The 15,095-nt window shown below is 42.9% G+C and carries 17 protein-coding genes; 11 read left to right on the forward strand and 6 right to left on the reverse strand.

Features of this window, described 5'->3' with window-relative positions:
- Window positions 1-36 precede the first annotated feature (36 nt).
- The 3 genes from BLV54_RS01565 to BLV54_RS01575 all read right to left on the reverse strand — a co-directional run bounded on the left by BLV54_RS01565 (window position 37) and on the right by BLV54_RS01575 (window position 1,922).
- Window positions 37-684 (reverse strand): MT-A70 family methyltransferase, encoded by a 648-nt coding sequence (locus BLV54_RS01565; RefSeq protein WP_090566770.1) that lies wholly within the window; start codon window positions 682-684, stop codon window positions 37-39.
- Between the two features lies 1 nt (window position 685).
- Complete coding sequence (locus BLV54_RS01570) at window positions 686-1,372, reverse strand: BglII/BstYI family type II restriction endonuclease (RefSeq protein ID WP_218132287.1); 687 nt, start codon at window positions 1,370-1,372, stop codon at window positions 686-688.
- A 370-nt stretch (window positions 1,373-1,742) separates the two neighbouring features.
- Window positions 1,743-1,922 (reverse strand): hypothetical protein, encoded by a 180-nt coding sequence (locus tag BLV54_RS01575; protein ID WP_256329028.1) that lies wholly within the window; start codon window positions 1,920-1,922, stop codon window positions 1,743-1,745.
- A 369-nt stretch (window positions 1,923-2,291) separates the two neighbouring features.
- Between BLV54_RS01575 and BLV54_RS01580 the strand changes: the two genes are divergently transcribed.
- From BLV54_RS01580 to BLV54_RS01615, 7 genes are all read left to right on the forward strand, one after another.
- Window positions 2,292-2,492, forward strand: coding sequence for a hypothetical protein (locus BLV54_RS01580; RefSeq protein ID WP_090566773.1), 201 nt, complete (start codon window positions 2,292-2,294; stop codon window positions 2,490-2,492).
- A gap of 523 nt (window positions 2,493-3,015) precedes the next feature.
- Window positions 3,016-3,987 (forward strand): M28 family peptidase, encoded by a 972-nt coding sequence (locus BLV54_RS01590; protein ID WP_218132288.1) that lies wholly within the window; start codon window positions 3,016-3,018, stop codon window positions 3,985-3,987.
- Between the two features lie 1,295 nt (window positions 3,988-5,282).
- Window positions 5,283-5,876 carry a hypothetical protein gene (locus BLV54_RS01595; protein ID WP_090566779.1) on the forward strand — a complete coding sequence of 198 codons (594 nt, stop codon included), beginning with the start codon at window positions 5,283-5,285 and terminating at the stop codon, window positions 5,874-5,876.
- 700 nt (window positions 5,877-6,576) lie between these two features.
- A complete protein-coding gene (locus tag BLV54_RS15910) occupies window positions 6,577-7,248 on the forward strand; it encodes a hypothetical protein (protein WP_176969638.1) in 672 nt (223 codons plus the stop codon).
- A gap of 412 nt (window positions 7,249-7,660) precedes the next feature.
- Window positions 7,661-7,849, forward strand: coding sequence for a hypothetical protein (locus BLV54_RS01605; RefSeq protein WP_090566785.1), 189 nt, complete (start codon window positions 7,661-7,663; stop codon window positions 7,847-7,849).
- Between the two features lie 31 nt (window positions 7,850-7,880).
- The gene (locus BLV54_RS01610; protein WP_090566885.1) at window positions 7,881-8,576 is read left to right on the forward strand and encodes an SDR family oxidoreductase; all 696 of its coding nucleotides are present in this window, start codon (window positions 7,881-7,883) and stop codon (window positions 8,574-8,576) included.
- A gap of 158 nt (window positions 8,577-8,734) precedes the next feature.
- Complete coding sequence (locus BLV54_RS01615) at window positions 8,735-9,145, forward strand: hypothetical protein (RefSeq protein WP_090566788.1); 411 nt, start codon at window positions 8,735-8,737, stop codon at window positions 9,143-9,145.
- Window positions 9,146-9,211: 66 nt separating this feature from the next.
- Here the strand turns inward: BLV54_RS01615 and BLV54_RS01620 are convergent, their stop codons facing one another.
- Both BLV54_RS01620 and BLV54_RS01625 read right to left on the reverse strand, forming a co-directional pair.
- Window positions 9,212-10,156: an alpha/beta hydrolase gene (locus tag BLV54_RS01620; protein WP_090566791.1), complete on the reverse strand. Its 945-nt coding sequence runs from the start codon at window positions 10,154-10,156 to the stop codon at window positions 9,212-9,214.
- A 114-nt stretch (window positions 10,157-10,270) separates the two neighbouring features.
- Window positions 10,271-10,768, reverse strand: coding sequence for an NUDIX hydrolase (locus BLV54_RS01625; RefSeq protein ID WP_090566793.1), 498 nt, complete (start codon window positions 10,766-10,768; stop codon window positions 10,271-10,273).
- 225 nt (window positions 10,769-10,993) lie between these two features.
- Here BLV54_RS01625 and BLV54_RS01630 point away from each other — a divergent pair, with 225 nt between their 5' ends.
- The 4 genes from BLV54_RS01630 to BLV54_RS01645 all read left to right on the forward strand — a co-directional run bounded on the left by BLV54_RS01630 (window position 10,994) and on the right by BLV54_RS01645 (window position 13,983).
- On the forward strand, window positions 10,994-12,082 hold the full coding sequence (locus BLV54_RS01630; RefSeq protein ID WP_090566795.1) for a D-alanine--D-alanine ligase family protein: 1,089 nt from the start codon (window positions 10,994-10,996) through the stop codon (window positions 12,080-12,082).
- Window positions 12,083-12,097: 15 nt separating this feature from the next.
- Window positions 12,098-12,544 carry a GNAT family N-acetyltransferase gene (locus BLV54_RS01635; protein WP_090566798.1) on the forward strand — a complete coding sequence of 149 codons (447 nt, stop codon included), beginning with the start codon at window positions 12,098-12,100 and terminating at the stop codon, window positions 12,542-12,544.
- A gap of 82 nt (window positions 12,545-12,626) precedes the next feature.
- Window positions 12,627-13,463 carry a diaminopimelate epimerase gene (gene dapF, locus BLV54_RS01640; RefSeq protein ID WP_090566801.1) on the forward strand — a complete coding sequence of 279 codons (837 nt, stop codon included), beginning with the start codon at window positions 12,627-12,629 and terminating at the stop codon, window positions 13,461-13,463.
- Window positions 13,464-13,713: 250 nt separating this feature from the next.
- A complete protein-coding gene (locus tag BLV54_RS01645) occupies window positions 13,714-13,983 on the forward strand; it encodes a hypothetical protein (protein ID WP_090566805.1) in 270 nt (89 codons plus the stop codon).
- A gap of 40 nt (window positions 13,984-14,023) precedes the next feature.
- Here BLV54_RS01645 and BLV54_RS01650 read toward each other — a convergent pair whose 3' ends face one another.
- Window positions 14,024-15,025, reverse strand: a complete 1,002-nt coding sequence (locus tag BLV54_RS01650) for an isoaspartyl peptidase/L-asparaginase family protein (protein WP_256329031.1) — start codon at window positions 15,023-15,025, stop codon at window positions 14,024-14,026.
- Window positions 15,026-15,095: the final 70 nt, after the last annotated feature.

A 15,095-nucleotide genomic window follows, 5' to 3' on the forward strand; every position in this document is an offset into this window, starting at 1 on the left:
TCTGGCTGAAATTATCGAACCAGTTTGTTATAGGGATCACAGTAGTTTTTTCTGCTTAAAAGAAACAACATTTGATCGTGAATGATTAGAGTAGGTGTCCCAGGTAGGAGCGTATTCCTCAGCCTGGTTACCCCATACGAACCACCCCTTTCTAGGTCCTCTTGCAAAAAGCTCGATATACGGTCCAGGACTGCATGATTCTATTACTTGATACTGTTCATCAGGTTTCCGGCTATGCTCCCGTTTCTGAGATGAGATGATATTTTCCTGGCTTCGGCCGGGTTGTAGTGTCCGGGCATTTTTACCTCGCACTCCAAACAAAATCATTTCCGTAACATTTCTGAAGTAAAAGCCAACGCCGCGTCTGTCTGGTCCGCCATCTTTTCTGATCTTGTACCAGATTAAATTTGTCTTGTAGGTAAAACCCCAGTGTTCCATGACTTGTAACCCATCTGCCAGCAGCGCATTCGGTACCCACAAATAGAGATGTGCGGTATCTTTTACGATCGCCTCAACAGGCAAATCCTTGATTTCCTGCAAGGTCATAGTCGGATAGCGGGATAAACGCTTATGTTCGGGCGCCATTTTCCCTGTGCGGTTTTGAAACTGCCAAGGTGGATCTGCAAGCACGGTAGCAAATTTTCTTTTCCCTACTTCTTCAAGAAGATCATCAGATGCACTCATGTTATTCGTCGTCTGCATAGAGTAATTTTGTGATACCAAAAACCAACAAAGGACATCCCCCTCCACCACCGCCCTCAATTCGCGGAAGAAGCTTACTCATGTGGGTTGTCGAAGCTCCATATGATGTCCCTCTACCAAGCTCATTGAAAATATCTTGAAGATCGTCACACCGAGTAATGATTACTCCCACACTAATTACCCTTAGATCAAATAATAACCTGAAGTTGTTAAGATCTCGATCATAGAATGGATCTTTGTTGTTCCATTCTATTTCCAGCGCCACACGGTTCCGAAAGCAATCTACCTTATGCGTCGGCGTATCCATTTTGTTTTGATCAACAACCACCTGCGTTTTAAATTCCTTCTCTGTCCATCCTCGCTCATACAAGTAATTGTCAATGAACTCAGACACCTTGGATTTTCTTCCGCCAGGATTGGTGATCCAGCTTTTATTAAGTTTAAAATCTGTCAAAACGGAAAGAATATCACTCCATTCGTCAGAAAAATCTTCCTTCAAAATTGCACAAGCGTGCTTCCACTCTCGCACTTCATATCTTTCCCGAATAAATTCTGGAAGCAATTCAATACCCATGTATTCCATACTCGTTTCTTTTTTTAACGTTCTAGCCAGCTTGCCGCAAATATCCACTATCCAATGAATCAGAAAATACTTCTTTTGCCAAATCAATGCCTATAATTGTAATCTTTATGTTGGGCACTCCTTCTCTGTTTTAGCAGCATTATCTCGAAAAATCCTGCATGTGCCCGGGTATCTTCTTTCTTGTGATGGAGAACTAAACCTAGATGGTTGAAGGTTGAAGATTGATAACATCATTTTACCCTTCCTTTCTTTAATAAATGTTTATCAAATTGGATGGTTGATGAATAATCCTAAAAAAGCCGCAATAGATTATTAAAATATGCAAATTTAAAAAATACGTACTAATACGTAAAACAAAAACGTTCTTTCGCTGGATGAAATATGTAATTCGATTTGTAAGCGTACTCAGGTTATCCAGTACGACCTGGACCAAATGCTCCAGCCCTTGCGACCGAGTTCATGAGAGGGTTCCCTTGAAGTGTCGATAGCGACGTATCAGATGATTGGTGGAGCTATCATGTCCGAGCGCGGGCTCTGTCTTGCTTTCCAGTTCAGGGATGATGCGTTGAGCCAGCACCTTGCCCAGCTCCACGCCCCACTGGTCGAAGGGATTGATTCCCAAATGGCACCTTCCCAAATCGCACCTTGGGTGAAGACCGAGTTTTTATGCAGTGAAAGACGAACTCAGGCTAAAAGAGGAATTTAGGTTTATTTTTCCTATACGTACACGATGTGACAGCAAGATCACATGACTATTTTGTTCGATGTTTCTGGCACCAAGAAATAAAAATTGTATGCAAATGCATTATTGCCTGCCTATTCGCTATCCCTTAGCATCCACATGCAGCGAAACTAAATTGGTTTAACCCGTTGCTTCTGTTCTGCTTCAGGAATCAATCTTTAGGAGTCGATCAGAAAATTAAGGATTAAATAATATTAAGGATCAAATAATTAAACCACTCTGAGTCCAATTATTTGTATTTTTTCTATATAGGAGACTGCAAAAATGAAATTTTCACTCATATTAGCTGCACTCTTACTAGCATCCTTACTAACTGCCTGCATGGATCCAAAACCCGGTCAGTATCCGCCAAGCGCAATGATGGACCGTGATTCTATGCCCAGCAACAATTTTTTACCCAGCAACGATTCTTCATCCTCGAACGTGACGGGTGTCCGCCAATACTTGACGGGTATTCGCCAATAATGGAACGCGTTCTATGCTGGATAAGCAGGATACAAAAAAACTGTCCTTTTAGGGCAGTTTTTTTATAATCAGGATCACCGAGCAAATTTATTAGTTGGCTTTGGCATTATTCTTCTTTTTACCAAAATTAACCCTGAATTCCTCTTTTAGCCTGAGCTGGAAGTCCAGTGCGCCTGCCCGCGCTGCCAAGAGATTGCAGCGTTGCAGGTCATGGGTGATATAACCACCCCAGCCCCATTTAATTAGAATCCAAGCATTGCAGAATGCTACTGCTGAATTTTGCAAGCAGATAAGTGATAGTTGTGTTGGTTAGCATATTAACTGGATGGGTATGGAACTCTTGGGGTCTGCAGCAAAGATTTTGGTTTGCTAGACTGAAATACTGCCTCTTATTGATTATCCGCTGTACCGTTCGGGATGGTATCTATCTTTAGATTGTCGTTCTTTCTGTACGTAATATTAACAGGAGCAGGCTAATGGGCGATCCTGATTATTCATCGTGATGATAGTATGGAACATGTGAATGAGTTTACCTGGCTTTATTCTCATTTGCCTTATACTGACATGGAGCAAAGTGGTTTTTCCAGAAAATATGCCAGCCATGAAAGAAACAGTTAAATCTTCTACGCCTACTCTCTCCGACCGTTTGCATAACCATGTTTCTCATCTTGCGTTGAAAATCGGGCAACGTAACATCCTTCATTTGCATGCACTTAATGCTGCAGCAGCGTATATTCACAATGAATGGACTGCCCAGGGCTATCAGGTGAAAGTACAGTATTACCAAGCCAATGGCGTGCAAAGTAAAAATCTGGAAGTCAGCCGGATAGGCACGACAAAGCCTCATGAAATTATCCTTGTTGGGGCGCACTATGACACAGTGGAGGGTTCACCCGGTGCGAATGACAACGCTAGCGGCATTGCTGCGCTTCTTGAACTTAGTCGGTTTTTTGCCACAGTCGAAACAGAACGCACCTTGCGTTTCGTAGCTTTTACCAACGAGGAATCGCCTTTCTTTTTCTGGGGTCAGATGGGCAGCACCATTTATGCCCAGCAGGCAAAGGCGCGTAATGAGAATATACGCCTTATGATCTCACTGGAAATGCTGGGCTCATACAGCGAAAAGCCAGGCAGTCAAAGTTACCCCTTATTTCTTAAATATTTCTACCCAGATCGTGCAAACTTCATCGCGATGGTCTCCAACTTGGCATCACGCAAGGAATTGAATCAGCTGGTTTTAGCCTTCAAATCCCACTCGGATTTCCCACTAGAATCTCTGGCTACCTTTGAATTCATCCCGGGAGTAGCATGGAGCGATCATCTATCCTTCTGGCGAGAAGGCTACCCCGCGGTGATGGTCACCGATACAGCTTTTTATCGCTACGAAGCCTATCATACGGAGAAAGACACACCCGAAAAGCTGAACTATTCAGCGATGGCACAAGTAGCAGAAGGATTGTTTCATGCTTTGCGAACATTAAAGTTGCCCAAATAAATTAACTAACCTGGGCTCCTTGTTGCGGACAACTCATTTTATTATTGAATGGATCAGGAACAGAGCATGGTCTTTTCTTTACCTTCTTCTGATCAATGCACCAATTAATACGCTGGACTCTATTCAGGTACAAATAAACAATAAACCGAGTTTCAGACAGTTGCGGTTTATGCCTTTTTTCTTCCCTTTTGTATTTGACTCTATTGCTGACTGGCAATTGGCGGTTCCGAGATAACCGCATGCTGCTACGAAATCAGGTCTAAAAAACTCAGAAGTCATTTTTTAACAAAGCGTTACTCTCCCTCAAAAGACAGAATCATGTTGGTTGAAAGACTTTGGTTAGTCCTAGATCAACTCGATCCAATCATTGAATGGGATCAGGAAATTGAAAATCGAATCACTGTTTACGAAACTGATTCCAGAAATAAGTAACTCCAATTTCCAATTAACTCAGATACTCCATACAGCATATACTCAATTAGCGACAATATATTTATTTTAGAAACATAGTCTTATGCATTATAAATAAAAATACGTCTCTAATTAGAGACAAGGTAAATCTTTTAAAAAATATGGGATTATACATTTTGCATATTTTTTGTATAAAACCAATGTGTTGTCGGCGACTTTTCCTCCATATCCTTCTTATAAGATATCATATAACTATTTGTTATTAATATATAAATTATATTGGCACAGATAGTGCTATATATAAAGCAAAGTCATTTTTATTACGGGATTAAAAGAAGATTGGGACTTATCATGAAGATGTCGTCATATCAAGAATAATGAATATGTCATTTTCTTCCCAGCAACCCTGGTTTTACTGCCAGGATTAATTTTGTTTATACCGATCATCCCGAAAATGGCTTGATAAAGGTTAGAGATAACGAATAGTCGATCAATTGCAAAATAATTGGATTTGTCTGCAAAACCCTTTAAGTCTTTGCATCCTGCCAATATATAAGCTTTTGTTTACCTGTAAGAATTATATTTAAATTTTTGCACCGACTGTCGATATCTAAACCAGGTTTAATTGCAAAAGCTAGATTAATCAGCAAGTTATCGTCTGTTTTATGCAATTAAATTCTAAAAAGCGCTGAATGATTTAATGCAATTAAGTACGAGGGAGCCATTTCAGCAAAATTACTTCTGTTCGAAGCAAGTTTGCTGAATCAAATCGAGTTAACGATGATTTCCAAGAGACTCTAAGCGGACGTCATATAACACCTGTATCGCTCTATTTAACATGATTCATGCGAATTTATTCATTCATTTTAAGGAGACTCTAAATAATGGCACATGATTCATTAGGTGGTGGACACGGACATGGGCATGGAAATAGTAATGGACATGGAAATGGACATGATCAGCATGGAAACGGCCATGGGTATGGACATGAGCAACATGGAAATGGACATGGGTATGGACATGTGGAAAATTTTCTAAATGATCACATGCCGGATCATGTAGCAGATGCACATTCAGAACATTTTAATCTTTCGGAACCTTCTGAATATTTAGTATATTCAAGAGATGAAAATTCAGAACATTCAGAGCACTCAGAAAATTCTGAAAATTTAAATCTCAATGTGGAGCATGAAAATAGCAACGGTGGTAGCGATTCCCTAGTTGGTGGCCATGGCAATGATATCTTCGATTTCAATGCCCTTGGTGATGACATCGCTCAGATTGACAATGGCGATATGCTGCCCATCTCACCGGATGATATCCCTACGGGTGCTGATCTGCAGCTTTTCATGACTGATACTTCTGAAACCCATAGCAACGTCACCCCTGAATCCACGGATGGCGAATCATCGATTACGCTGGTTGGTGTGCCCGCTAGCGAAATTACCACCCATATGGAGACATTTGATTTGTCGTAATTCAACAAACGAATACTTCAAAAAGCCCGCAGATGTTTTGCGGGCTTTTTTATATATGGATATTTCACATATCTGGACCAAAAGATATGCAATGGTGCGAGCATTTTGGTGTGAGCTACGTGGCTGTGAGCCGGACATGAAAGTGGGGGAAAATGGCAACTTATAGTGAAGATGTCGTCATATCAAAAATAATGAATATAGTCATTTTCTTCCCAGCAATCCTGGCTTTACTGCCAGGATCAATTTTGTTTATACCGATCATCCCGCAAATGGCTTGATAAAGCTCAGAGATAACGATAGTCGATCAATTGCAAAATAATTGGATTGGTCTGCAAAATCATTTAAGTCTTTGCATCCTGCCAATATATAAGCTTTTGTTTAGCTGTAAAAATTATATTCAAGTTTTTACACCGACTGCCGATATCTAAACCAGGTTTAATTGCAAAAGTTAGATGAATCAGCAAGTTATCGTCTGTTTTATGCAATTAAATTCTAAAGAGCACTGAATGATTTAATGCAATTAAGTACGAGGGAGCCATTTCAGCAAAATCACTTCTGTTCGAAGCAAGTTTGCTGAATTGCCAAGTCAAGTTAATGATGATTTCCGCGAGACTCTAAGTGAACGTCATATAACACTTGTATCACTCTAATTAACATCATTCATGCGAATTTATTTATTCATTTTAAGGAGCTATTCGATATGGGACATGATTCAATGGGTGGTGGGCATGGACATGGACATGGACATGGGCATGGGCATGGAAATGGGCATGGGAATGGGAATGGACATAATGAGCATGGAAATGGACATGGGTATGGGCATGGGCATGGGCATGGGCATGGGCATGGACAAAACGCCCTAGATCTTAGAGAGATATTGAATGACCTTTTAAAGGATAATACTCCGGATCATGGCCATACAGTAGATGCGCATATAGAACATTTTCAACACTCTGAAAATTTAAATTATTTAGAATATTCAGGAAATTCAGAACATTTAGTATATTCAGATCACTCAGAACATTCTCAATATTTAAATCTCAACGTGGAAAACTATCAAGTTCCCGCTTCGCATCAGCACGGAAATACCAGTGGCGGTGGTAACGATTCTCTAGTTGGTGGCCATGGCGATGACATCATAAGTTTCAGTGGACTTGGTGATCACTCTATTCAGCATGACATTGGCAATATATTACCTTTCCAACTCGGCGATATGCATTTTGGTCCAGATACGCATCTTTCCGTTACTCATCATTTTGAAATCAGTAGCAACGTCACCTTTGAATTCACGGATGGCGAATCTTCGATTACGCTGGTAGGTATGTCTGCTAGCGAAATTACTACCCATTTGGAGATATTGGGTTTGTCGTAATTTAACAAACAAATACTTCAAAAAGCCCGCAGATGTTTTGCGGGCTTTTTTATGACTAAATAAAAGAAACAATCTAGTATAGATATTTCACATATCGGATCGAAAGATATGTAATAGGGCGAGCATATTGGAGCCGGCACTATACGTTATTTCAAGTGAGCAGGCATTTTGGGGACATGAAAGCGGAGAAAAACAGGGAATGAAAATGCCAAATGTGAGGCATGACCCTGTGATCTACTGTAATTCTACAGCTCTAGCGGTTAGGAACCTTCGCTTCCTCCGAATATCCAATTAATACTAGGTATTTCCCGATATCGGAAAACACAGGTGACGTGCAACGCAAATCACCCATGTCGGTCTCGATGGAACATGTTATCGTGGAATAGGATTGTCATTGTTTCGGAGGTGTGAGATGGTAAATCATGACACAATGCGCCAAGCTGATGTTGAAGGAAACTATGCCATGTTAGAAAATTTCAATGTCCTCGATATCGTCGAATCTGACAATCTCAAAGAGATCGAAAAAATTACTATGATCGACGGGCTTACAGGTATGCCGGGATGGAAACGCTGTTGGCATACTCTGGAAGGAATTGCTTGATGCACTTTGGTCGCAGAAAGTCATCACCATTATGCCAAACGTTCTAATTACCGGCAGTAACCGCGGTCTCGGCTTGGAGTGGTGTCGTCAATATGCGGAAGCTGGTTGGCGTGTTTTCGCCACTTGCCGATTTCCTGCGCAAGCGGAAGAACTGCAGCGGCTGGAAATCGAGCACAACACCTTAACCACACATCGTCTAGACGTGACTGATCCCGATCAAATTGACGCCTTGGCAAAGGAACTTGCGGATAATCCCATCGATCTCTTGATCAATAATGCAGGGGTTTATTTCGAGAAATACATTCGGCCGGAGCAAGCCACTGATTATGAAGCCTGGGCCCACACTTTCAGCGTTAATACTATGGGTGCTTTACGCGTAAGCCGCGCGTTCCTTGATCATATACGGCATGGTCAAAAGCGTTTAATCGTCGCTATCAGCAGCCACATGGCTTCCATTGCCGAGATCGAAAGCCCCGGTAGTTATTACTACCGCTCCAGTAAAGCGGCATTGAATGCCGCCATGAAAGGATTCTCATTAGAACTAAGGCCGCAGCAGATCGGAGTGTTATTGCTGCATCCCGGTTGGGTGCAAACGCGGATGGGCGGCCCGGGTGCGCCGCTGTCTACCCAAGAAAGTGTCGAGGGTATGCGCTCCATAGTCGACGCTTTTACCCTGGCGGACAATGGTCGTTTCTTACGCTATGATAGCAGCGAAATTCCCTGGTAATAAGACAAAACCATATCATGAGCATAGCAAGTCGCTTGAGCGATTTGAGCTAAGGCAGAGCTATCTCGCTTGCGGAGCAGGGGTTTGCTGTATGCTTTATAAATTCGTTATAGAAAAAAAGAAGTTTAATTTTTTATGCACAAAATTGTGTGACAGCTATGGGCAGAGTCTTGGAGCTTTTTGATTCACGCGTAAGTAACCTTCGCTTCCAGGATGAAAAAGCGGAGCTACACTTTTCCTATACCTGCATTTATTTGGAGCACAAGCCGGATGTCGTCTGGAGCCAGGAAGTGATCATATTTATGGAGCATGCCCAACTTGAGGTGCCCTTACCAGCACTGCCAAATACTGTGGTCGGGGGTTATTTGGAATTGGATGGAAAATATTATGACTTGATTCCCCTTCCACTGCCACAGAAGCAAAATGGCCGATTATATTTGCAGTTTGCCGACGAAAGTGCACTCGTATTACATGGTGAGTATCCGGAAATCAGATTGGTGGGAGAAAAGATATTTTTGAGCGACCGATCATGGGATCGAAGAACAAAAATAACTCCCACGAAAAAATAAATTCTGAAAAAAGACTCAAAATTGCTGAGTCATTTCTGGTTCAGTTTAATTGATTCTTAACAACGATCAATGTTTTCTGTCTCCAGCCGAATGGTCAGAAGTGAATTTTTTATTGTATCGTGGCCGCGCTGATAAATGATCTTGCAAGAACCGAACGATCTCGTTTTGGATTTTCATATCGTTCAGCAGACTAGTATGGTATTGAGGTGGAACTGGGTGTCGTGGAATAAGAAACTGCTTGTCACCTTGATAGGCGCTGAAAAGATCAAACGCTCGTTCGAAGGGAGTAACCGCATCGTCAGGGTGGTGTATAAAAATAATTGGAATATCACTATATGTGGTCACACATTTCGCCACATCAAGTTCGTCAGGTATGGTAGCGCTCACAGCTACGGCAGTGGGTAAAAGAATCGGATACAACGGAAACAGATACCAAAGTTGTTTTAGTTTGCTATATGCGATAGATCCGGGATCGAACACACCTTCTACAATAATTGCGGATAGCACAGCCACCCTGAGTGGTAGGCACAATGCCACAGCGCTACTGATAGAATGCCCCATGTAAGCAACTTCTTCACCAGGATATTCATATTTTAAAAAAGTATAGTAGGCTGCAGCATCACCAATAAGTGAATTAAGATTAGAGCGACCTTCATTTTCGTCATATCCCTGGAAACTGAATACCAACACTCGGAAACCATGACCAAGCAGGAATTTGTAATATTCCAAGGCATGGCTTCTTGCCATCGCATTACCACCCGACACCATAACTGTGCCAGAATCACCCTCAGCTTTGAACAAAAGGCCATGCAGCTCATATCCTGAATCGTTTTTAACCATTACCTTTTTCGCCCGGTGCTGGTTTGATATTGGAGATGGCAAATAGCGAGCTTCCATTCTTCGTGCCAGCTCAGGATAAAGCATCAATCTCGTAGCACAACCACCGAGAAACGATGCAAGAGTGACTACTACTAATATGACAATACTGAACTGATTTGATGGCGGCTTCACCCTCAATTCCTTTAACGATCTTCTTCGCTCCTGACCAGTTAATCATAAAACTTTGATAGCCACCGGCTAAGAAAATTTGGGAAGTATTTTGTTTTACTTGATCGTAACACTTTATTACTCAAAATAATGCGACGCTCCTGCACTCTCCGGTGTGTAATCAAGTTGCTCTATCAATCTTTCAAGAAATGCTCGCTGCCCTTTCAAGATTTTCTCCCTGGCTTCCTGTACTTCAAACCATTGCGCTCTATCGACTTCAGGAAACTGTTGAATTTTGCCACTATGGGGTGGCCATTCAAGGCTAAACAGGTTACTTACGATCTTTGAAGTGTCAAAATCATGCTTTAAGGCCCACGCATGCACTATTTTCCGACTAGGCTGCTTTACCTCCCCGAGATCAATAAACATTCCGTCTACTTCGTGTCCTGTTTCTTCTCGAAACTCTCGTTTGGCCGCAGCGAGCGGATCTTCATCTTTTTCGTATATTCCTTTTGGGATTGACCATGCCCCATCGTCCTTTTTTGCCCAGAAAGGCCCACCAGGATGAACAAGCATGACTTGAAGCTCACTTTCAATAAAGCGATACAAAATGATGCCTGCACTCTGAACGCTCATGAGCCACCTTTACAAAAGTAGGGATTCCTCAGTCTTCGATCCCAATTTTCCTCTCTCAAACTATTTCCATCAATCAGTAAACACTCCGTTCATATAGTTTAATTAAAGAAAGCTCCCGAAGCTTTATCTGCATGTCAACGGAAAAATGTCTTACTGCGTTATTAATTAAAATAATATTGACTTTTAATAAAAAAGAGCGTTTTTTACTAAACGTTTCTCCTCAATATGAATAAACTCAATATTGCTTATACTTGTAACGTAAGAAAGTCGGACATGGATGGCGAACGTTATGGCGAATTTGAAAGCCCAGCTACCATCGAAGCTGTGATAGCAGCGCTAGAACGTCTCGGCGCGAATGTAGAATTGATTGATGTTGGTTCTGATATATATCATCAACTCGAAAAGCGCAAAAATCATATCGATTTAGTCTTCAATAACGCAGAAGGTCTCGATGAGAAGGAATTGCGTGAAGCTATTGTCCCATTTTTCTGTGAATACCTAAGCATTCCTTATACAGGCAGCAGCCCAAAAACATTCATCAACAAGATGGATAAAGCAACGGCAAAAAGGATCGTCGCGTATGACGGCGTGCCGACTGCACGATTTCAGCTCATGGTGCCAGGAGAGCAGCTCAAAGATTTGTCTTTCCCTTTGATGGTAAAACCCTATAGCGAAGGAACCAGTATTGGTATCAGCCAAAAAAGCAAAGTGCACGATTTGTTAGAACTCAATGATGCCATCGAAGCGATCTACACACAGTTCAATCAACCCGCGCTCGTCGAAGAATTCCTGCCCGGAAACGAGTATACGATAGGCCTTATCGGAAACTATGTGCTCCCGATCTTGGAAATCGACTTCGCAAAGATTCCAGGACAGCCTCAGGTACGTGATCCCCACGTAAAAGACATCGAGAATCCCTATATTTCACATCTTTCCTGGACTGAAAAGGCACAAAGCTTCGCGAAGCTCGCCATTGCAGCGCACGAAGCACTTGAAGTGCGTGATTATAACCGTATGGATTTTCGCGAGCGCGATGGCCAGCTCTATTTCCTTGAAGCCAATGTAATTCCTGGTATTCACCCCACAGAAGCTGATCTTACCAATATGTGCCGTCACGCAAACATCGCACACAATGATATGGTTGCATTGATCGTCAATACAGCCGTACAACGACTCTCCCCACTATACCCGGAACGATTCAAAGGAAAGACCCTGCTGCTTGAGGAATTAGCGGACTCCGCCATGGAACAAGCAACCATAGCTGGCACGATTATCCATCGGGACCGGCAGTATACCCTTCTAGGTAAACAGTAAACAAATAAGCAAATCATGATCATACCTATTACGAAAGAATTCTATCCCAATCTTGAGAAGATTGCCCTGCAGGATATTGGTCCTATGTACCAATCTGCAATTCATGATGAACTGGAAGACATCTCCTCTGGCAAATGCTTTGGACACTGCGTAATAGAGAATGGCAATCCTGTCGGCTATGTTATTGTTAAAAAAACGGTTGATACCTATCACCTACTGACCATTGCAGTCGACGAGCATCATCGTGGCAAAGGATATGGCTCTCTGATGTTAGATAGCATTTTTGCTGAGATTGAGAAGCAAGGAGGAAGAATCCTCAATGTCATTACTGATGCCGATGCAAATAAAAGCCTGCGATTCTATCTTAAAAATGGTTTTGTCCTGGCTGGCATTGTTCAAGATGAATTTATCTCAGGCGTTGCTCAAGTACATCTTACAAGACGGACGGGATTTAAACCGTAGAACCGTAGTTAAACGCAGGGGTCTTTAATCCCCTGCTATTCCACACAACACTTATTAATCAGTTCATAAAGGAAATAAGACGATGAGAATCAAAGCAACTAAAATGGATGGGTGTGGCAATTCTTTCTTGATAGTTGATGAGATGAGAACTCCTCTGGCTGGATTTGATCGCTCGCAGATTTCAAACGCATTAGCAATGCAGCACGAGACCGATGGTGTTATTTATCTGGATCGACAACAAGGGCTCCCGACAATGAGGATTTTTGATTGTGATGGAACCGAAGAGACCATGTGCGGCAATGGCTTGCGATGTGCGACACGTTATTTGCGTGACACCTATATTTCCAGCGACATGTTTTCCATCATCACCGGCGACGGAAAGAAGGAAGTGCTCGTCCATGATGATCTTGTCGAAGCGAATCTAGGAGAAGCACGAAACTACCGGCAGATTAATCATCAGCTTCATTTCGTCTTTACCGGTGTCCCACACGTGGTGGTGATTGGTTCTGAGGTTGATATAGAAACCGCAAGAGTATTGGGTAAATCCTTACGGGAAGAACAGTCTTTATGTGAGTTCGTCGGTCATCCGGAAGGTGTCAACGTTGATTTCATTTGGCGCGACCAGGAAGGCATTTCGGTACGCACGTATGAAATGGGTGTCGAAGATGTCACCAAAAGTTGCGGAACAGGAAGCGCAGCGAGTGCTTACGTGGCGGCTAAGGTCTTTGGGATAACGCTGCCGATCATCACGAACTCGATCGGAGGAAGCCTGCAAATCAGAGAGAACAATGGACACTTGTCAATTTGTGGTCCGACACGTTATCAAGGAAAGGTCATCGGGTTTGCGAATACTACTCATCCAAAATCAGCAATGCCAATCGATCACTTGCAGCGAGGGTATGCTTGGCTAAGTATGTAGGAAGGTTTATTCATCTTAATTGGATAGTGCCGCATGAGATATTAGCCCTGAGGGTGAAACATCGAATTTGAATAGTAGCGAGGAAGAATGCTGAAGTTTTGACATAGCGTGTAGCCATGCTGCACGATAGTATTGTCATCATAGGCCGCGTTCTGCATGCAAATATTCTGTTACTATCGCAATTCTCAAAACGACGCACAGCCACTTATAAACTGTTCGATTCAGTGTAGGTTTTTTTAAGGGTGATCGTATGGAATTTTCAATTGTGACTTTTTTATTAATTATGGCCGCAATGGCACTTGCAGATGTGTGCTGGACACTCTATTTCATTGATGTAGAAGAAAGAAGAGCACACCCTGCTGCATTCTGGTCAGCCATGATTATTCTAGTCACAGCATTTACGGTCACGAATTATGTCGAGAACAAAATCTATATATCTGCTGCCTTCCTGGGTGCATATTTAGGAACCTATGTAACCATTAAGTGGAAGGTGAAAAAAGAAAGCAATCAAAAATTTTAAGCCTGATAAGTCAGAATCAAAGAAATTAAAATCTGCATAGCTACTTTTCTGAAGCAGAGGTTTCAGCTTCCGAGAAAATGCTCACCCGCGCAACGCCATCGTTACCGATGACACCGCGGTACATTCCTGTGGTATTGAAGCACATGGCATAATTGCCTTTTCCATCCAACACAATCAAACCACCATCACCACCAATGGCGGCAATTTCCGCTAGAACATTATTGGCCGCTTCGGCAATCGGTTTGTGCTGTAATCGCACCTGTGCCGCCGTGTTAAATGCGGCTGCAGCACGGATGAACATTTCTCCGGTACCGGTTGCAGATACCGCAACCGAGTGATTGTCCGCATAGGTACCAGCGCCAATGATCGACGAATCCCCCACGCGCCCGAAGCGCTTGTTCGTGAGTCCGCCAGTTGATGTGCCAGCAGCGAGATTGCCATAACAATCCAGCGCCACAGCACCAACCGTGCCGCGCTTTTCATTCTCGCCTGGCAATGGTGTAACCGGAGCAGCGTCATGATCGCGCAGCACGCGTTCCTTGGCAATCGCTTTTTGTAACTGATCCCAGCGGTATTGCGTATAAAAATAAGATGGATCCACGATCTCAAGACCCTGTTCGGCAGCGAAAGTTTCAGCACCCTCGCCCATCAGCATCACATGCGTGCTTTTTGTCATTACAGCGTGAGCGGCACGGATCGGATTGCGAATCGTTGTGACCGCAGCAACAGCACCAGCCATGAGTGTGGAACCATCCATAATCGATGCCTCCAGTTCATTATGGCCAGCATGGCTGAACACCGAGCCCTTGCCAGCATTAAACAAGGGTGAATCTTCCATTACCACGATTGCTGCAATCACAGCATCAATGCTGCTGCCGCCAGCTGCAAGTATCGCATAACCAGCGATCAGAGATTGAGCAAGTGCCTCTGTATAAGCCTGCTTACGTTCCGTTGTCAGCTTACTGCGAATGATAGTACCGGCGCCACCGTGGATCACCAGCCGAATCGGTGAAGCATCTGCCATTAGTAAGCTGGTCACCATTTCTTCCAAGGACAAGAGCACCGATCTGTTTTTTCGGTATTCATAAGCGTTTTGTTCATCACTGGACTCA

It is taken from the genome of Nitrosomonas sp. Nm33 (assembly GCF_900107265.1).
Classification (GTDB): Bacteria; Pseudomonadota; Gammaproteobacteria; order Burkholderiales; family Nitrosomonadaceae; genus Nitrosomonas.